Raw genomic sequence first — 18340 nt, forward strand, 5'->3', positions numbered from 1 at the left:
TGCAAGTGTTGTGGCAGAGGGCCCTGTTCGGGGCCGGCGTGCTGTTCCTGATCGTCGGTGCCATCGGCATGGTCGTGCCCATGCTGCCGGGAACGATCTTCCTGATTCTGGCCGCCTGGTGCTTCGCCCGCTCCTCGCCGCGCTTCGAGGCCTGGCTCCTCAACCACCGCTATCTGGGACCGAGCGTGCGGCGGTGGCAGGAGACGGGCGCCATCCCGCTGCCCGTGAAGCTGCTCGCGCTGACGAGCTTCGTCGGCACCTGGACCGGCTCCTGGTATTTCGGAGCGCCCGACGCCGTGCTGATCGGCCTCGGCATCCTCTTCTCGGCCCTGGCCGTGTTCATGGTCACCCGGCCCAATCAGTGACCATTCGAGCATTTCCGAGCGAAGGGAGAACCGGCTCGCATTAAGGGAATGCGCCGAAACAAAGAGTTGGATCGCTTCAGAGTTTCCATGATGTCCTGAAGCAATCGAAGCCACGCTGGCGGCGGGTTCACTCCACCGTGACGGATTTCGCCAGGTTGCGCGGCTGGTCCACGTCGGTGCCCATGATGACCGCCGTGTGATAGGCGATGAGTTGCACCGGCACTGCATAGACCAAAGGCGCGATGGTGGCCGGCATTTCCGGCAGGATCAGCTTCTGCATCGCGTTCACGTTGGCAAGGCGCGCGCCTTCGGGATCGGTCAAGAGGATGATGCGCCCGCCGCGGGCGGCCACTTCCTCCATGTTCGAGATGGTCTTCTCGAAGATCCGGTCGTGGGGGGCGATGACCACGACGGGCATGGTCTCATCGATGAGGGCGATGGGGCCGTGCTTCAACTCTCCCCCGGCATAGCCTTCGGCGTGGATATAGGAAATTTCCTTCAGCTTCAGCGCGCCTTCCAGGGCGAGGGGATAATTGGTGCCGCGGCCGAGATAGAGCACGTCCCGCGCCTTCGCGAGGGTGCGGGAGAGGGTTTCGATCTCGGGGCTGAGCTTCAGCGCCTCGGTCATCAGGCGGGGCACTTCCATCATGGCCCGCACCAGCCGCTGCTCGTCATCCCGCGACAGGAGGCCCTTGGCGCGCCCGAGGGCCACAGACAGCGCCGCAAGGGTCGCCAGCTGACAGGTGAAAGCCTTGGTGGAGGCCACTCCGATTTCCGGGCCGGCGAGCGTCGGCAACACCACATCGGCCTCGCGGGCGATGGTGGAGGTCGGCACATTCACCACCGCCACGGTCTTCTGGCCACACTCCTTGGCATAGCGCAGGGAGGCCAAGGTGTCGGCGGTCTCACCCGATTGGGAAATGACGATGGTCACGCCGCCGGGCGGCAGCGGCGTCTCGCGATAGCGGAATTCAGACGCGATGTCGGTGCTCACCGGCAGGCGGGAGAAGCGCTCGAACCAGTACTCCGCCACCGCACCCGCATAAAGCGCGGTGCCGCAGGCCGTAATGGAGATGTGCTGGACCCCCGCAAGATCGAACGGCAGATCGGGCAGCGCCACTTTTTCTTCGGCAAGATCCAGATAATGGGCGAAAGTGTGCGCCACCACCTCCGGCTGCTCATAGATTTCCTTGGCCATGAAGTGGCGGTGATTGCCCTTGTCCACCAACAGCGCACCGGCGGGCACGCGGGTGGAGGGGCGATGGACCACCTCGCCCTCCGCATTGCGGATCACGGCGCCCTCGCGGGTCAGCACCGCCCAGTCGCCTTCCTCCAGATAGGTAACGAGGTCCGTGAACGGGCCGAGCGCAATGGCGTCCGAACCCAGGAACATCTCGCCATGCCCATATCCGATGGCCAGAGGCGAGCCACGACGGGCGGCGATCAAGAGATCGTCCTTGCCATTGAACAGAAAGGCGAGCGCAAAGGCGCCCCGGAGCCGTGGCAGCACGGCACCCACCGCCGCCACCGGATCCCGGCCGGCGAGAAGCTCGCGATCCACCAGATGGGCCACCACTTCGGTGTCGGTCTCGGACAGGAAATGAACGCCAGCCGCTTCCAGCTCGAGCTTCAGCTCGCGGAAATTCTCGATGATGCCGTTGTGAACCACCGCCACCCGCTTGGACGCATGGGGGTGGGCGTTGCGTTCGGAAGGCTTGCCATGGGTTGCCCAGCGGGTGTGGCCGATGCCGGAATGGCCCGAAAGCGGATGCCGGAACAGCTTGTGCTCCAGGTTGCGCAGCTTGCCCTCGGCGCGGCAGATGGCCAGCTGGCCATTCTCCAGCGTGGCGACGCCGGCCGAATCATAGCCGCGATATTCCAGCCGCCGCAGGGATTCCACCAGCTTATCCGCCACCGGTCCCTTGCCGAGAATGCCTACGATGCCGCACATGTCGGGTAGCGCTCCGTCGATGGGTCAAAAAGGGTCCGCAGCGCCGATGCCGGCCAGATTGCCCGGCAATCCATCCCCATCCGCCTGAAGACCTTGTCACCCGGCGGAACCTCCACCGAGCGATGTTCTGGCTCTAGCACGGGCGTGACGCAGTGCATCAATCACTTCATTTGTCGTAATTTCTCATCTCTTACTTCGCCTTCTCGCCGCTCTTGCGGGCGCGGAATTCCGCCGCCCAGCCGGGTTTCACCACCTGCCGCCCACGGGCAAGGGCAAGCGAATCGGCGGGCACGTCGTCGGTGATGACCGACCCGGTCCCCACATAAGCGCCCGGCCCCACCGTGACCGGCGCGACAAGGGCCGTGTTGACGCCGATGAAGGCACCGGCGCCGATCTCGGTGCGGGATTTGACGAAGCCATCATAGTTGCAGGTGATGGTACCGGCGCCCAGATTGCTGTCCGCGCCCACATGGGCGTCACCCACGTAGGACAGGTGGTTGACCTTCACGCCCTTCTCCAGATGGGCAGCCTTCGTCTCCACGAAATTGCCGATGCGCACCCCCTCTTCCAGGTGGGAGCCGGGGCGCAGGCGCGCATAGGGGCCGATATTCACCCCCCGTTCCAGCCGGGCGCCTTCCAGATGCGAGAAGGCGTGGATGGTCACGTCATCCGCCACGGTCACGCCCGGGCCGAACACCACGTGGGGCTCCACCACCACATCCCGCCCCAGTCGCGTGTCGGCGCTGAAGAAGACAGTGTCGGGGGCCACCAGAGTGGCACCGCCTGCCATGGCCGCGAGGCGCAGGCGCTTTTGCAGGATGGCCTCCGCCTCGGCCAGTTGGACGCGACTGTTCACGCCCACCACGTCATCGACCCCGGTCTCGGTGGCCACCGCCGCCAGGCCGCGAGCGTTGGCGATCTCCACCACGTCGGTGAGGTAATATTCGCCTTTCACATTGTCATTGCCCACCGCTTCGAGCAGAGGCAGGGCGTGAGCGCCGGCGAGCGCCATCAGCCCGCCGTTGCAGAAATCGATGAGCCGCTCCGAGGGGCTGGCTTCCTTGTCCTCGCGAATGGCGAGCAGGGTCTCGCCCTTGGTGATGAGGCGCCCGTATCCACTGGGATCGGCAGGGCGGAAGCCCAGCGCCGCCACCGCGGCCCCCTGCGCCAATGCCGCGCGCAGCGCTTCCAGCGTCTCGGGACGCACCAAGGGGGTGTCGGCATAGAGAATGAGGACATCGTCCACCGGCTCTGCCAACGCCTCGCGGGCGGCGAGCACCGCATGGGCCGTACCGAGGCGTTCCGTCTGCTCGAACACCCGGGCACCCGGCGCAATGCGCTGCGCCTCGGCGGCCACGTCCGCGCGATCGGGTCCGACCACCACCGCCACCTTGCCAGCGCCGAGCGCCTGGGTGGCGGCCAGCACGTGATGCAGCATGGAGCGGCCGGCAATCTTGTGCAGCACCTTGGGCAGGCGCGAGGCCATGCGGGTGCCTTCACCAGCGGCCAGAATCACCACGAGCAGGCTGCGTTCCCTCATCATGACCCCCTGATTCATCCCACGAGCCCCAGGCGGGCCGTGGCGACCGCGCGTCAAACGGCTGCCATGCGCTGGCTATTAGCCCGCCGCGCGGCGTCCGAAAAGGCTCCGTCCGCCCCGCGATTGCGCCGAGCGGATGCCGGTGGCATTGAAGGAGCGAACCGAGCGGAGACCCCCCGTGGACAAGAGCAGCTTCCGCCCCGGCCCGCGGGCCCTGAACTGGCTGATCGCCCTCGCCATGGGGGCAACCGGCTGGGCGCTTTATGTGCGCTACCTGGTGATCGAGCCCTCCGTGGTGGGCCTTGCCTGCGAAGCGGGGCTGCAAACCATGACCTGCCGCATGCGCTCGGTGGTAATCGCCCTGTTCGGCTGGTCGGTGTTCGGCGGTCTGGCTTTGGCGGCCGCGGTGATCCAGCTCATCCGGCCGTCGGTACCCATGCTGGCCGCCGGGCTCGTTTTTTCCGGCATCGGGCTCGTGCTCTACAACAATCTGGCGGCGGCGATCGCCACCATGCTGCTCATCCTTTCCCTCGCCCGCCCCGGACGCGCCACACCGTAAAGGCAAGCGCCAGGGACAGAAGGCCGAACCAAGCCGCCTGCCAGTTCTGCAAGGTCTCGTTGAGGGGCACATAGATGCCGGCGGCCAGCAGACCGAAGAGCGCGATCTGCTCCGCCATGCCCGCCCCCGCGCTCACCGGCCGGCGCATCACGCACAAGACCAGCACCGCCGCGACCGGCGGGGTCAGGGGAAAATAGGGAAAATCCTTGTAGCGGGGGTCGAACACCAGTTCGAGCGCCGTCTCGCCCACTGCGAGCAGCGTCAAGGCCAAGAGCCCCGCCCCCATCGCCGCGCCCAAGGAGGCACTACGCCGATAGCCGCCATTGAGGGCAAACGCCAGCGGGTGAAGCGGGGTGCCCTGCGTCACCAGCGCCGGAGCCACCAGCGTGGCGCCGACGGAGAGCAAGAGAAAGGCACAATTGCGCGTCCAGCCCACCCAGCCGAGGCTTTCCAGCGGCAGGTGGGACAAGGTCCCGCCGATGGTCACTCCGCCAGCGAGTGCAATGACAGCGACACCGATCCACTCCCCCACCGCCGGCGCCCGGCGGGCGCGTCGCGCCGCCCAGAGCGCCGCCCCGAAGGCTGCCGCCGCAAGCACCACCCCGGACAAGGCCTGCACCATCCAGCGCGGATGATCGCTGACCGGCTGGCCCCAGTGGAATTTCTCCTGCCGGGTCCCCGCGTCGATGAGCCCCCAGTGCCCGCCGACCGTGCCCTCGTTGCGCCGCTTCCAAGGCTGGTCGAAGGCTTCGATGACATTGACCCGATAGCCCTTCTCCTTGGCGAGACGCACTACCTCATGCATCACCAGCGCCTGATCGGACAGCGAGGGCAGAGCCCCCTCGCGCATGCGCCCGGCACTGGGCCAGCCGGTCTCGCCAATCAGGATCTCCTTGCCCGGAAACTGGTCCGCCACATGCTGGCGGATATGGTCGATATGCCGGCCGGCCTCGGCCGCAGACACCGGCAAGTCCTCCCAATAGGGCAGGATGTGGACGGTGACGAAATCCACGTCCCCTGCGAGCGCCTTGGCCCGCTCCCAGAACTCCCAGACGTCGGCATAGGTGACCGGGACACCGCCGGCGCGCGCCTTCACATCCTTCAGAATGGCGGAAATGTCTGCAGCGGACAGTTCCCCACGCAGCATCACCTCATTGCCCACGACCAGGGCCGAAATGGTATCGGGGTAGGCGCGCGCCAAGGCAATGCCAGCGTCGATTTCCTGCTTGTTCTTTGCCTGGTCTGAACCGAGCCAGATGCCCTGTAGAACCTTCAGGCCGTGCTTGCGGGCCAGCGGAGCCACCTTGTCGAGACCGAGCTCGACCGAATAGGTCCGAACGCAGGCGGTCACCTTGGACAATTGCGCCAGGTCCTCGTCGATCTGCTGCTCGGGAATGATGGTGGATCGGTCGAGGGGCGACTGTCCGTCGCGGAAGGGCGCGTAGGAGACGCAGGGCAGCTTTTCGCCCGCGGCCAGCGGCGAGGGCGGCATCGGGACCGGCCGCCCCATCCAGGCCCACATCGCCACCACAAGGACAGCCACGGCCAGGAACAGCAATGCCGGCAACCGAAGGAAATACGCCATGGCCGCTCGGCCTCCTCACGCCGCACTTTGATGCGACATAGCGGCTTCGGCGGGACCTGTGAAGCCGGCGCGCTCGGCCGTCACGGACACCGTCTCGTCGGCGCTGCCGTCATGCTGACAAATTCGCAACATTCTTCTAAGTTGGCGTCGCGGAAAGATTTCCGTTCCCCGCCTATCAAACTCATGGCCGTCATGGACCGTCTTCGTTTCGCGCTTCTTGCGGGCGCTATCCTCCTCGCCTGCGCCAGTCCGCTGGCCGCGCAGTCCAATCCCGACCAGAAGCCGCCCCAGCCGGAGCAGCTCACCCCCGAGCAACAGGCCGCCCGCGAGGCGCAGCGTCGCTCGGTGGAAGAGTTCGCCGAGGCTGCCAAGCTTCTTCCGGGGGCCGCAGGCCAGCCGGAATGCGTTTGGACCGGGCGTCGCATCGCCACGCTTTTGTGGCGCGACGATATCGATACCGCCCGTCGGCACATGGAGCTCTATGAGCGTTTCGGATGCCCCACCGAGCACCTGAAGCTCGCCTTCCGCTGCCTGGTGCGCCAAGGCAACATCGATCCAAAAACGCAAGAGCGCCTGCCCGGCCGCGTGCAGCAATGTTGGGTTAATCCCGACTATGTTGCTGCACCTGCGCAATAATTAGATCATGGCGCCGCCCCGGCGGCGCCGAACGTCTGCCACAGTCGGCATTTACCTCTTGTTATGAGAGGTTTAGAGTCTCGATGCGGTGCCAGATAAAACTGGCACTGCCGACCGTTGGGGGCAGGTCGAAAGAGTGTCCCGTGGCTTTCGGCTGGAACCGTCGCCGGAAGTCAGCGTTCACGGTTCGAATCCCTTCGAATGGGTCTTGCCATGCGTCCCGGGCTGGCTGCTGCGGCAGCGATCATTGCGGTTGTGACTGGGTTCCACGCCGCGGTGTGGTATTCCTTGCGTCCCCAGGCGGACGCTCCGGCGATCACGGAGCGCTTCGCCTCGCTTTCGTTCGCGCCCTACAGCCGAGATGTGCGGCACCCGGACAAGGGTCCGGCGGTGACCGCGCAGCAGATTCGCTCCGACGTGGATGCGGTGGCCAATTACACCAAGGCGATCCGTACCTATTCCTCCACTGGCGGCCTTGAGCTGATCCCCTCGATTGCTGCCGAGCGCGGCCTGCGGGTGTCGGTGGGCGCCTGGATCGACAAGGACGAGACCCGTAACGCGCTGGAGATCCAGAACGCGGTGGGGCTCGCCAAGCAGAATTCCAATGTCGATGCCCTGGTGGTGGGCAACGAGACCATCTTCCGCGGTGAGAAGAGCGCCGAGGAAATGGCCCAGCTCATCCGCAAGGTGAAGCGCCAGACCAATGTGCCGGTGACCACCGGCGAAATCTGGAACGTCTGGCTTGACCACCCTGAGCTGGTGTCTGCGGTGGACTTCATCGCCGCGCACATCCTGCCCTATTGGGAAGGCGTGCCCGCCGAGCAGGTGGTGGACCGCTCCATCGACATCTACAACCGGCTGCGCGCCGCCTATCCCGGCAAGCGCATCGTCATCGCCGAGTTCGGCTGGCCCAGCGCCGGCTATAACCGCGATGCCGCCGTGCCCGGCGAGATCGCCCAGGCCAACGTCATCCGCACCTTCACCACCCGCGCCGACGCGCTGGGCATCGACTACAACATCATCGAGGCCTTCGACGCACCCTGGAAGAGCTTCGAGGGCTCGGTGGGCCAGTATTGGGGCGTGTTCGATGCCGATCGCCACCTGAAGTTCTCGCTGTCCGGCCCTCTCACCCAGAAGACCTTCGAGCGCACCGCCATCCTTGCGATCCTGCTCGGCGTGGTGTTCTGCCTGCCCATGTTGCGGCTCGGCCGCATGACCGCCTCCCAGGGGCTGGTGCTTGGCGCCGCCGCCAGCGGCGTGGGCGCCTGGATCGCCATCGTGGTGGACTATTGGGCGACGCATTATGTGACGGGCGGCAATTTCGTCACCCTCATCATCAGCCTCGCCCTGCTTGGCCCGCTGGTGGTGGTCCTGCTCTATCGCGTTGAAGAATTGTCGGCGATCGCCTTCGGCCGCAATCCTACCCGCTTGGTAGACATGCGTCCGCGCAGCGCTTCCGGACGGCATCCGAAGGTGTCCATCCATATCCCGGCCTATCGTGAGCCGCCGGAGATGCTCAAGCAGACGCTGGATGCCGTCTCCCGCCTGGAATGGCCCAATTTTGAATGCGTGATCGTGCTCAACAACACGCCGGACCCGGCGATGGTGGAGCCCATCCGCGCCCATTGCGAGGCCCTCGGGAGCCGGTTCAAGTTCCTCAACATCGAGAAGATGTCGGGCTTCAAGGCCGGCGCCCTGCGCATCGCCCTGGAGCACACCGCGCCGGACGCCGAGATCATCGGCGTGATCGACGCAGACTATGTGGTGCACCCTGACTGGCTGAAGGATCTGGTCCCCGTCTTCGAGGACCCGACCGTGGGCCTTGTGCAGGCGCCGCAGGATCACCGCGACGGCCACGTCAGCCCCATGCACGAGGCGATGAACGCCGAATATGCCGGCTTCTTCGACATCGGCATGGTCCAGCGCAATGAGGACGACGCCATTGTCGTCCACGGCACCATGTGCCTGATCCGTCGCGCCGCCATGATGGAGGCCGGCTCCTGGTCGTCCGACACCATCTGCGAAGACACCGACCTTGGCCTGTCCATCGCGGAAAATGGCTGGAAGACCCATTACACCCGTCGTCGCTACGGCTGGGGCCTGCTGCCGGACACCTTCGAGGCGTTCAAGAAGCAGCGTCACCGTTGGGCCTATGGCGGCTTCCAGATCATCCGCAAGCATTGGTCGCGCTTCCTGCCCAACCGCTCGCGCCTGACCACCGCCCAGCGCCGGCACTTTGTGCTCGGCTGGGTGTCCTGGCTCGGCGCCGAGTCGATCGGAGCTCTGGCCGCGGTGCTGTCGCTCCTGTTCGTGCCTTTCGTCCTGGCGCTGGGCATTGCCGTGCCCGCCTATGTCCTGACCTTCCCGATCATCGCGACGTTCGCGGTCTATGTGCTGCACTTCGTCGCGCTGTATCGGCTGCGGGTGGCCACCACGCCGCTGCGCATGGTCGGCGCGGCCATTGCCGCCATGGCGGTCCAGTTCACGGTGGCAAAGGCCGTGGTGGACGGCTTCCGCTACAAGGATCTGGCCTTCGCCCGCACGGCGAAGGGTGGCAACTGGCTGGCGGGTGCCGCCCGCTCCTTCCCGGCCTTGCCCGAGGCCGTGGTGGGTGTGGCGCTGCTGGTGAGCGGAATCGGCCTCCACATGACCAACTGGCATGTGGTGCGGGAAGTGGACTTCTATGCCCTGGCCCTGGTCATCCAGAGCTTGCCGTTCCTGGCCGCAGCTATCATTGGCCTCGCGGAGCAGTCCCGGCTCAACGACTTCGCCACGTGGCGGTCGCTGCGCGCCCGGCTCGTCGCCCTCCCCCGCCGGCTGCGGGCGAGCCAGCCGCCTTCCGCGCTGGCCGATTGATGCACTGCATCTGACCAGACCACGCTTCGGAAAGCCCGGCTCCGGCCGGGCTTTTTCGTTTTTGAACCGTTACCCGGTTTCACTTTTCGGCTAATGCATCCATCCCCTGACGTTGCGTCCACGGGGCTTTGCCGCCTGATCCTTCCGTCTTCGTGCAAATTCCGCGTCTCGTGCCCTCATGTGGGGCACGGTCACGCTTGCGGCAAAAATGGGGACGGTTTACGACTGCCCACGAGACCCTTCGCAGTCGCGAAAGTGGTACCATACGCCCAGACAATAGATGGGAGACCTCATGGCCACCACAACACAGTCCGGTGTAACGTCAGCTCAGCTGACGATCGGTGAGAAGAGCTGGGATTTCCCGGTCAACGGGGGCACCATCGGCCCGGATGTGGTCGACATCTCCAAGCTCTACGGCCAGACCGGGCTCTTCACCTATGATCCCGGCTTCACCTCGACGGCGTCCTGCGAAAGCAAGATCACATATATCGACGGTGACGCTGGCGTGCTGCTGTATCGTGGCTATCCCATCGAGCAGCTGGCCGAGAATGGCGACTTCCTTGAGACCTGCTACACCCTGCTCTACGGCGAACTGCCCACCGCCGCCCAGAAGGCGGACTTCGATCACTCCGTGACCCGTCACACGATGGTTCACGACCAGATGAACCGCTTCTTCCAGGGCTTCCGCCGCGACGCCCACCCGATGGCGGTGATGGTGGCTTCTGTCGGCGCCCTGTCGGCCTTCTATCACGACTCGACGGACATCTCGGACCCGCAGCAGCGCCTGATTGCGTCCATCCGCATGATCGCGAAGATGCCGACGCTGGCGGCGATGGCCTATAAGTACACGATCGGCCAGCCCTTCGTTTATCCCAAGAATGACCTCGCCTATACGGCGAACTTCCTGAACATGTGCTTCGCCGTGCCGTGCGAAGAGTACAAGGTCTCGCCGACCCTTTCCCGGGCGCTGGACAAGATCTTCATCCTGCACGCCGACCACGAGCAGAACGCCTCCACCTCCACCGTGCGTCTCGCCGGCTCGTCGGGGGCCAACCCCTTCGCCTGCATCGCCGCCGGCATCGCCTGCCTCTGGGGGCCCGCTCACGGCGGCGCCAACGAAGCGGCCCTGAAGATGCTCACCGAGATCGGCCGTCCCGAGCGCATCCCGGAATTCGTGAATCGCGCCAAGGACAAGAACGATCCGTTCCGTCTCATGGGCTTCGGCCACCGGGTCTATAAGAATTACGACCCGCGCGCCAAGATCATGCAGCGCACCTGCCATGAAGTGCTCAGCGAGCTCGGCATCAAGGACGACCCGCTGCTGGACGTGGCCGTGGAGCTGGAGCGCGTCGCCCTTCACGATGAGTATTTCATCGAGAAGAAGCTCTATCCGAACATCGATTTCTATTCCGGCATAACCCTGAAGGCGATGGGCTTCCCCACCTCCATGTTCACGGTGCTGTTCGCTCTCGCCCGCACCGTGGGCTGGATCGGCCAGTGGAAGGAAATGATCGAGGATCCGAGCCAGCGCATCGGCCGTCCCCGCCAGCTTTATACCGGCGCCGCCCAGCGCGACTATATCCCCATGTCCAAGCGCAAGTGAGTTCGGGAGGGGCCGAGGCGGCGGACTAGTTCCGTCGCTTCGGCCTTTAACCGTGCGAACCTCACGACTGGAAAACGAAAAGGCCCGGATCGATCCGGGCCTTTTTTCTTTGGACTGACATCGGGCAATCAGGCGCTGGTGCGTTTCGCCACCAAATCCAGCACCGCCCGCGCCGCCCGCTCGCTCGGATGCGCCTCCTGCGTGCCAAAGATGCCGTCAAGGCGCGCGAACGCCTCTTCCTGCCGGCGCCGCGCCGCCCCGTCGTCCAGAAGCGCCCCAAGCGCTCCGGCCAGCTTCTCGGGCGTGCAATCATGCTGCAGGAACTCGGGCATGGCATTCTCGCCCAGCACCAGATTGGGCAAAAGGACGCTCGGGATGGTCAGAATATAGGGAGCGATCACGGCTTCCCAAGCGGCGACCCGGTAGGCTGCCACGGTCGGCACACCGGCGAGCGCCAATTCCAGGGTGACCGTTCCCGAGGCCGCCAGCGCCGCCCGCGCGGTGCGAAAGGCCGCGTATTTCTCCGCTTCGTCGGTCAGGATCTGCGGGCGCACGGGCCAGGTGGCGGTGAGCGCCTCGATCTGGGGCAATCGCCGCGGCAAGGTTGGCAGGATGAATTCCACCCCCCGACCCTTGGCCACCTCCCCCAAGGCCTTGCCGAACACGTCCCCCAGCCGCTCCACTTCGCTGCGGCGGCTGCCCGGCAGGACCAGCACGCGGGCCGGTGCCTCCCACCGGCGTTGCGCCTCATCCGGCGCGGGACGCAGATCGCCCAGGCGCTCCAGCAGGGGATGCCCCACATAAAGGGTGGGCGGCCCTCCCAGGCGCTCATGCACCTGCGGCTCGAACGGCAGCAGGGCCAGCAGAAGATCAATGGACGGGCGCATCGCCCGCGCACGCCCGGGACGCCACGCCCAGACGGTGGGCGAGACATATTTGACGATCGGAATATGCGGCGCCCGCCGGCGCACCCGGTCCGCCACGCGGTGGGTGAAGTCCGGGGCATCCACCAGCACCAGAACGTCGGGCGCAGCCGCGCAGACGGCCTCAACCGTCTCATTCAGCCGACGCAGGATCAAGGGCAGCTTGCCCAGCACCTGGCCGAAGCCAATGGCCGTGAGATCATCCATGGGATAGCGGCTGACGAGGCCCGCAGCAGCCATGCGCGCCCCCCCGACACCGTCAAAGGTCACCCCGTCCGGTGCCAGGCGCGCAAGACCTTCCATAAGGGCCCCGCCAAGCTGATCGCCCGATTCCTCGCCCGCAATGACGAAGACCCGCAGCGGCCGCGCCGGAACGGGCATCACGTCTCCCCCACAAGGGGCACGCCCATGAGAAAAAGCCCCGCCGCATCGGCGGCGCCAATGAGCTCCTGCGGATCCGGCACGATGGCGCCGCCGGCCTCGAAGGCGATGCCGCCCAGCCCCGCAGCAGCGGCGCCACGGACGGTGGCAGCGCCGAGGGACGGCAGATCCACCCGGCGGTCCTGGCCGGGCTTCGGCGCCTTCACCAGAACCCCGCGCCCGGCAGGGAAACGCAGGCGCCCGCTCGCGCGCAGCGAGCCATAGCGGGACAGCATGGCGTCCGTTCCTTCGGCGGCTTCCACAGCCGCCACAAAGCGGTCGACGACGATGACGCCCTGCCCCACATCATAGGGACCGAGCGCCCGGATCACCTCAAGACCAAGGCCCACATCGATCCGGTCCTGGTCAGAGGGCTGAATGCTGCCGAGAACGCCCTGCGGCAGCAGCAAAGATGGCACCGCCTCATGGGCACCGATCAAGGTGAAGCCCTGCTCTGCCACCAATTGCAGGACACCGGACAGAAGGTGATTGTCCCCGCCTCGAAATAGGCGGGCAATGCGAGGCAGCAGGCGGACCATGGTCCAGTCCAGCCCCAGGTCCCGCACCCGGGGCCGGGTGAGGTTGCCCACCATCACCACTTCCCGCACGCCCGCGGCCTTCGCCCTGCCGGTCACCGTGCCGAGCGAGCCGAGCTTGAACCAATGATGGGGAAACCGCTCCAGGGCCGGGTCGGCAAAGCCCTGCATCAGGAAGAGCAGCACCGGGCGGCCACTGGCCACTACGGCATCCGCCACCGCTGCCGGGAAGGCACCGCCCCCCGCCACGATGCCAAGGGGACCCACGGCGGTGCCCAGGCGTGACGATCCCCGGCGGGATGCAGGGGACGCATCCATGCTAGTCCTCAGACACCACGCCGCGGGACGGCTGGCAGAGCGCGCGATTGCCGCCGGCATCCACGAAATCCACGATCACGGCCGCAAACGGCGAGCGTTCCGCCTGCTCGCGCAGCCGCGCCAGGCGCTCGGCAAAGACGCCTTCCCCGAAGAACAGGTCGCGATAGGCGGCGCGGGCGGCATGGAGGTCGGATTTGACGAAGCCCCGCCGCTTCATGCCGATGGTGTTCAGGCCCACGAGCCGTGCCGCTTGGCCGAGCGCATAGCCGAAGGGGATGACATCCTCGCGCACGCCAGTCAGACCGCTGATCATGGCCTGGGCACCGATGCGGGTGAACTGGTGAACCGCGCACTGGCCGCCCAGGAAGACAAAGTCCCCCACCTCCACGTGACCGCCCAGCACCGCATTGTTGGCGAAGATCACATTGTCGCCGACCTTGCAGTCATGGCCCACATGGGAGCCGGTCATCATCATGCAGCGGTCGCCGATCCGCGTGATCCCGTGCCCCCCGGCCGTCCCGATATTGGCGGTGGCATGCTCGCGGATGACACAGTCCATGCCGATGACCAGCTCGGTCCGCTCGCCCTTGTAATGGACAGACTGGGGCGCCGTTCCAAGCGACGCGAACGGATAGACCTCCGTGCGCGCGCCAATGGTGGTGACGCCTTCCACATTCACATGGGAGCGCAGGCGCACACCCGCCTGGAGGGTCACGTCGGGCCCAACAATGCAGAAGGGGCCGATGACCACGTCGTCGGCAAGGGTGGCGCCGTCCGAGACGCGGGCAGTGGAGTCGATGATGGGCACGTCAAAGTCCAGAAATCATGGCGCCGAGCTTGGCCTCGGCCACCAATTCACCCGCCACGCGGGCTTCGCCGCGATACCACCACATGTTACGGCGGCGCGCCACCTTGGTCATGTGGTATTCAAGCACATCCCCCGGGCCCACCGGCCGGCGGAACTTGGTCTCGTCAATGGTCATGAAATAAACGAGCGGCGCAAAGCCGGGCCCGGGCTCGCCATTGGACAGGATGCAGATCACCCCTGCGGTCTGGGCCATGCCCTCGATGATGAGGACGCCGGGATAGACCGGATTGCCCGGAAAGTGGCCCTGGAATTGCGGCTCGTTGGCGGTGACGTTCTTATAGCCGACGCAGGACTGGTCCCCGTCGATCTGGTCGATCCGGTCCACCAGGAGGAACGGGTAGCGGTGCGGCAGGCAGGCCATGATCTTCTGGATGCCGGCGCTTCCCAGGCTCACCGGACGCTCCGTCGTGTTTGAAACCTGTGCCTCGCTCATGACCCGCTATCCTCCCCAGCCCGTCTGGCGCCCGCCTCCGCGAGCCTCTTCAGCGTCGCCACTTCCCGGAACCATTCCCGCACGGGCTTGGCCGGCGACCCGCCCCAGCGCACCCCCGCCGGCACGTCATCTTTCACATTGCTGGACGCGGCAATCTGCGCGCCGTCGCCAATGGTCACGTGGCCGATCACGCCCACCTGGCCACCCAGCATCACAAAGTCACCCAGCGTGGCGCTGCCGGAGATGCCGGTCTGCGATACCACGATGCAATGGCGCCCGATCACCACATTGTGGGCAATCTGCACCAAATTATCGATCTTGCTTCCTTCGCCGATCACCGTGTCGCGCAGGGCGCCCCGATCGATGGTGGTTCCCGCACCGATCTCCACATCGTCCTGCACCACCACACGGCCGATCTGCGGCACCTTGAGATGGCCACGGGCGCTGGGCTGGAAGCCGAATCCATCCTGGCCGATCCGCACCCCCGGATGGATGATCACGCGGTTTCCCACCAGGGCATGGATCAAGGTGGCGCCGGCCCCAATGGCGGTGTCGCGGCCGATGCGTACCCCTGGCCCAAGCACGGCATTGGCGCAGATGACGCTGCCCGAGCCGATTTCCGCTCCTGGGCCGATCACGGCGCCGGGATCCACCGTCACGCCATCCTCCAGGCGCGCGGAGGGATGGATGAAGGCGCCGGGCGCAACGCCCTTATGCCCGAAAATGGGTTGCGGCCGCAGTGCACTGGGAAACAAGGTCCGCGTCACCGTCACGAAGGCCTGGGACGGGCGGGGAGAGACGAGGATGGTCACGCCGGAGGGCGCACTCGGGGCGAACTTCTCCGTGGTGATGCACAGCCCGGCCCGGGTTTCCTGGAACGCGGGCAGATAGCGGGGCGTGTCGAAGAAGACGAGATCCCCTGGCCCGGCATCGGCCAAAGTGGAAACACCCGTAATGGCCAGGGCGTGAGCGGGACGCTCACCGAAGAGCCGCGCACCGCTCAGAGCGGTCACCTCGTCCAGCCCGAGCGGCGCTGGCAGGGGGAAAAAGGTGGGATCGCTCATGAAGGATATCGCTTTTGGTCTGCACCGATGCCGATGCTTAAACGTGAAACGGGCGCCGGGCGCAGTGCACGCCGGCGCCCGACCTCCGGGACCTGATATCAGAACTTGGTGCCGCCCGAGAAGCGGAAGGCCTGCGTCTGGTCGTACTGGGCCTGCGAGAGGACATAGGCATAGTCGAAGCGGAGCGGACCGAACGGCGACTGCCAGATCAAGCTCGCACCCACAGACGACCGAATGCCATTGTCGTCGGCCACGCAGACGGAGCCAGTGGCATTCTTGGAGCCCGACGGGCAGGTATAGACCGGAGCGCCCGCAAAGGTGGTCGACCCGGTATAGTCGAACAGCGAACCCATGTCGAAGAACATGGCGCCCTTCAGGCCGACGTCCTTGGGCAGGAAGGCAATGGGGAACTGCACTTCAGCCGAGGTGCCCCAATATGCCGTACCACCCAGCGAGTCGAGCTGGAGAGAGGCAATGTCGCGCGGGCCGATGCCGGAGGGCGCGAAACCACGAACCAGATCAGGACCCTTGAAGAAGTTGTCCATGATCAGGAGGTCGTTATTGCCCCACGCAGACACGTAGCCGGCCTGGGCACGCAGGATCAGGACCCAGTCATTGATCAGCGGGTAGTAGTAGCGCACGTCACCCGTGGTGCGGATGAAGTTCACGTCGCCGCCGAGGCCGGCAAAGTCCTGCTTCAGCTCGGCGTACATGCCGCTGGTGGGGTTGATGTTGCTGTCCAGCGTGTTGAACGACAGGGTGTAACCAACCACCGAGGTGATGGTCGTGCCTTGCGCCACCGCCTCGATGACCGCCCACGAAGCCTGCCCGGCGCACACCGCATAGATGGTGGTGCCATAAATGGTGCCTGCATAGTCGTCGCAACCCAAGGTCAGGGTGCGCGAATACAGGTTGTACCGCAGGGCCAGGGTGACTTCGTCAGTGATGGGCAGGCCGAAGCGGATGCCGCCACCGATCGTCTCAGAGCCATACGACGTATAGCTGGTGGCGCTGGTCTCCTTCCAGTAGAGGTCGAAGCCCGCCGCCAGGCGATAGCCCATGAAGTAAGGCTCGGTGAAGGAGAACTCGGCGCCCTGAGCGTACTGACCGAGCGAACCGGCGATGCGGACATACTGACCGCGGCCGAGGAAGTTCTTCTCACCCAGCGAGACTTCGCCGATGAAGCCGTCCGAGGTGGAGTAGCCGCCGGACACCGCGAACTCGCCGGTGGGCTGGTCTTCCACATCCACCACCAGGATCACGCGGTCGGGGGCAGAGCCCGGCTCGGTGGTGATCTTGACGGTCTTGAAGTAGCCGAGGTTGCGCAGCCGGCGCTCCGCCCGATCCACCATCACACGGTTATAGGCGTCGCCTTCACCGATATCGAACTCGCGACGCACAACCCAGTCACGGGTGCGGGTGTTGCCGCGGATTTCAATTCGCTCGATGTAAACGCGCGGCCCCTCTTCCACCACGAAGACCACATTGATCTTCTTGGCCTCGAAGTCGCGGTCACCGCGGGGGCGCACCTGGGCGAAGGCATAGCCGCTCTTGGAGACTTCGATGGTGATGTTCTCCACCGACTTCTCGACCAGCTCCGCATTGTAGATCTGGCCCTCGGCAACGCGCAGGGCGTTGCGCAGATTGGCGGCCGGGACGTCGCGGATGTTGGAGACCACGTCAACCTTGCCGAACTTATATTGGCTGCCCTCATCCAGGACGAAGGTGATGACGAAGGCTTTGCCGTCGGGCTCCAGCTCCGCCGAAGCCGACAGGATGCGGAAGTCCGCATAGCCGTTCTTCAGATAGAAGCGACGCAGCATTTCCTGGTCGGCATTGATCCGATCGGGGTCATAAACGTCGGTGGACTTGAGGAAGGAGAGCCAATTGGTGGTGGACGTGGAAATGACGTCCTTCAGCTTGTAGTCCGAAAAGGCCTTGTTGCCGACGAACTTGATGTCCTTGACGCCGACCTTCTCGCCCTCGGTGATCTCGAAGACCAGATCCACGCGGCCGTTGCCGCGGTCGATGGTCACCGGATTGACGCGCACGTTGTCGCGGCCAGAGCGGCGATAGACTTCGATGATGCGCTGGGTGTCGGCCTGCACGGTCGCCTTGGACAGGGTGCCGCGCGGCTTGGACTGGATCTCGCCCAGAAGGACGTCATCCTTGATCTTCTTGTTTCCCTCGAAGGCGATCCGGTTGATCACCTCGTTCTCGGACACCCGCACCACGAGGCGGCCGCCCTGCTGGGAGACGTTCACATCGGAGAAGAGGCCGGTAGCATAAAGGGCCGCAAGCCCTTCATTGATCTTCACCGGCGTCAGCGGCCCGGTGCCGAAATAAGAGCGGATGGTGTCTGAATCCACCCTCTTATTACCCTCGACGATGATCGAGCTGGAGGACTGCGCAGCCGCAGGGCTCGCCGAAAGGAGTGAAACGGTCGCCATTGAGGTCGTCGCGACAGAGAGCGCGATGCCCAGGGTGGCGGCCAGCTTCACGAGAACCCGCATCGGAGCAGTCATATGGCACGCAACCTCAAATTTCGTTGTCCATGAGCCCGGGCGCCAAGCGTCCGGATTCTGACCTTCCGTGGCGCTTGTACAGGCTTTTCACCGTGCTGCAAACGCCTGACACACCAGCGGCTTCCGGTTTTCCCACCACCGTGGCCCGGACGCCACGT

Annotated in this window: 14 protein-coding genes; 5 read left to right on the plus strand and 9 right to left on the minus strand. The window is 65.4% G+C overall.

What is annotated here, in order from left to right:
• Positions 1-5 precede the first annotated feature (5 nt).
• Positions 6-365 carry a YbaN family protein gene (locus tag ACT54L_RS21585; RefSeq protein ID WP_476087700.1) on the plus strand — a complete coding sequence of 120 codons (360 nt, stop codon included), beginning with the start codon at positions 6-8 and terminating at the stop codon, positions 363-365.
• A gap of 127 nt (positions 366-492) precedes the next feature.
• Here ACT54L_RS21585 and glmS read toward each other — a convergent pair whose 3' ends face one another.
• Positions 493-2316, minus strand: a complete 1824-nt coding sequence (gene glmS / locus ACT54L_RS21590) for a glutamine--fructose-6-phosphate transaminase (isomerizing) (protein ID WP_476087701.1) — start codon at positions 2314-2316, stop codon at positions 493-495.
• 190 nt (positions 2317-2506) lie between these two features.
• Positions 2507-3856: a bifunctional UDP-N-acetylglucosamine diphosphorylase/glucosamine-1-phosphate N-acetyltransferase GlmU gene (glmU, locus tag ACT54L_RS21595; protein ID WP_476087917.1), complete on the minus strand. Its 1350-nt coding sequence runs from the start codon at positions 3854-3856 to the stop codon at positions 2507-2509.
• A gap of 178 nt (positions 3857-4034) precedes the next feature.
• Between glmU and ACT54L_RS21600 the strand changes: the two genes are divergently transcribed.
• Positions 4035-4415 (plus strand): hypothetical protein, encoded by a 381-nt coding sequence (locus ACT54L_RS21600; protein WP_476087702.1) that lies wholly within the window; start codon positions 4035-4037, stop codon positions 4413-4415.
• Here the strand turns inward: ACT54L_RS21600 and ACT54L_RS21605 are convergent.
• Positions 4375-6000, minus strand: coding sequence for a glycoside hydrolase family 17 protein (locus ACT54L_RS21605; protein ID WP_476087703.1), 1626 nt, complete (start codon positions 5998-6000; stop codon positions 4375-4377). The genes ACT54L_RS21600 and ACT54L_RS21605 overlap by 41 nt on opposite strands.
• 183 nt (positions 6001-6183) lie before the next feature.
• Here ACT54L_RS21605 and ACT54L_RS21610 point away from each other — a divergent pair, with 183 nt between their 5' ends.
• The 3 genes from ACT54L_RS21610 (at position 6184) to gltA (ending at position 11095) form a co-directional block, all read left to right on the plus strand.
• Positions 6184-6636, plus strand: coding sequence for a hypothetical protein (locus ACT54L_RS21610; protein WP_476087704.1), 453 nt, complete (start codon positions 6184-6186; stop codon positions 6634-6636).
• Positions 6637-6849: 213 nt separating this feature from the next.
• Positions 6850-9492 carry a glycosyltransferase gene (locus ACT54L_RS21615; protein WP_476087705.1) on the plus strand — a complete coding sequence of 881 codons (2643 nt, stop codon included), beginning with the start codon at positions 6850-6852 and terminating at the stop codon, positions 9490-9492.
• A gap of 292 nt (positions 9493-9784) precedes the next feature.
• Positions 9785-11095 carry a citrate synthase gene (gene gltA / locus ACT54L_RS21620; protein WP_476087706.1) on the plus strand — a complete coding sequence of 437 codons (1311 nt, stop codon included), beginning with the start codon at positions 9785-9787 and terminating at the stop codon, positions 11093-11095.
• A gap of 128 nt (positions 11096-11223) precedes the next feature.
• Here the strand turns inward: gltA and lpxB are convergent, their stop codons facing one another.
• The 6 genes from lpxB to bamA all read right to left on the minus strand — a co-directional run bounded on the left by lpxB (position 11224) and on the right by bamA (position 18182).
• Positions 11224-12399, minus strand: a complete 1176-nt coding sequence (gene lpxB, locus ACT54L_RS21625; RefSeq protein ID WP_476087707.1) for a lipid-A-disaccharide synthase — start codon at positions 12397-12399, stop codon at positions 11224-11226.
• On the minus strand, positions 12399-13292 hold the full coding sequence (locus tag ACT54L_RS21630; RefSeq protein WP_476087708.1) for an LpxI family protein: 894 nt from the start codon (positions 13290-13292) through the stop codon (positions 12399-12401). The genes lpxB and ACT54L_RS21630 overlap by 1 nt, the downstream gene beginning before the upstream one ends.
• A 1-nt stretch (position 13293) precedes the next feature.
• A complete protein-coding gene (gene lpxA, locus ACT54L_RS21635; RefSeq protein WP_476087709.1) occupies positions 13294-14100 on the minus strand; it encodes an acyl-ACP--UDP-N-acetylglucosamine O-acyltransferase in 807 nt (268 codons plus the stop codon).
• Between the two features lies 1 nt (position 14101).
• Positions 14102-14593, minus strand: a complete 492-nt coding sequence (gene fabZ / locus ACT54L_RS21640) for a 3-hydroxyacyl-ACP dehydratase FabZ (RefSeq protein WP_476087710.1) — start codon at positions 14591-14593, stop codon at positions 14102-14104.
• Positions 14590-15657: a UDP-3-O-(3-hydroxymyristoyl)glucosamine N-acyltransferase gene (gene lpxD / locus ACT54L_RS21645; protein WP_476087711.1), complete on the minus strand. Its 1068-nt coding sequence runs from the start codon at positions 15655-15657 to the stop codon at positions 14590-14592. The genes fabZ and lpxD overlap by 4 nt, the downstream gene beginning before the upstream one ends.
• 98 nt (positions 15658-15755) lie before the next feature.
• Positions 15756-18182 carry an outer membrane protein assembly factor BamA gene (gene bamA / locus ACT54L_RS21650; protein WP_476087712.1) on the minus strand — a complete coding sequence of 809 codons (2427 nt, stop codon included), beginning with the start codon at positions 18180-18182 and terminating at the stop codon, positions 15756-15758.
• Positions 18183-18340: the final 158 nt, after the last annotated feature.

Source organism: Aquabacter sp. DMC10 (genome assembly GCF_056314145.1).

Excerpts from the sequence above, each read along its gene's own strand:
- ACT54L_RS21605 (WP_476087703.1), bottom strand. The coding sequence starts at position 6,000 with ATGGCGTATTTCCTTCGGTTGCCGGCATTGCTGTTCCTGGCCGTGGCT.
- ACT54L_RS21610 (WP_476087704.1), top strand. The coding sequence starts at position 6,184 with ATGGCCGTCATGGACCGTCTTCGTTTCGCGCTTCTTGCGGGCGCTATC.
- glmU (WP_476087917.1), bottom strand. The coding sequence starts at position 3,856 with ATGAGGGAACGCAGCCTGCTCGTGGTGATTCTGGCCGCTGGTGAAGGC.
- bamA (WP_476087712.1), bottom strand. The coding sequence starts at position 18,182 with ATGACTGCTCCGATGCGGGTTCTCGTGAAGCTGGCCGCCACCCTGGGC.
- ACT54L_RS21630 (WP_476087708.1), bottom strand. The coding sequence starts at position 13,292 with ATGGATGCGTCCCCTGCATCCCGCCGGGGATCGTCACGCCTGGGCACC.
- gltA (WP_476087706.1), top strand. The coding sequence starts at position 9,785 with ATGGCCACCACAACACAGTCCGGTGTAACGTCAGCTCAGCTGACGATC.
- lpxD (WP_476087711.1), bottom strand. The coding sequence starts at position 15,657 with ATGAGCGATCCCACCTTTTTCCCCCTGCCAGCGCCGCTCGGGCTGGAC.
- glmS (WP_476087701.1), bottom strand. The coding sequence starts at position 2,316 with ATGTGCGGCATCGTAGGCATTCTCGGCAAGGGACCGGTGGCGGATAAG.
- fabZ (WP_476087710.1), bottom strand. The coding sequence starts at position 14,593 with ATGAGCGAGGCACAGGTTTCAAACACGACGGAGCGTCCGGTGAGCCTG.
- ACT54L_RS21615 (WP_476087705.1), top strand. The coding sequence starts at position 6,850 with ATGCGTCCCGGGCTGGCTGCTGCGGCAGCGATCATTGCGGTTGTGACT.
- lpxB (WP_476087707.1), bottom strand. The coding sequence starts at position 12,399 with ATGCCCGTTCCGGCGCGGCCGCTGCGGGTCTTCGTCATTGCGGGCGAG.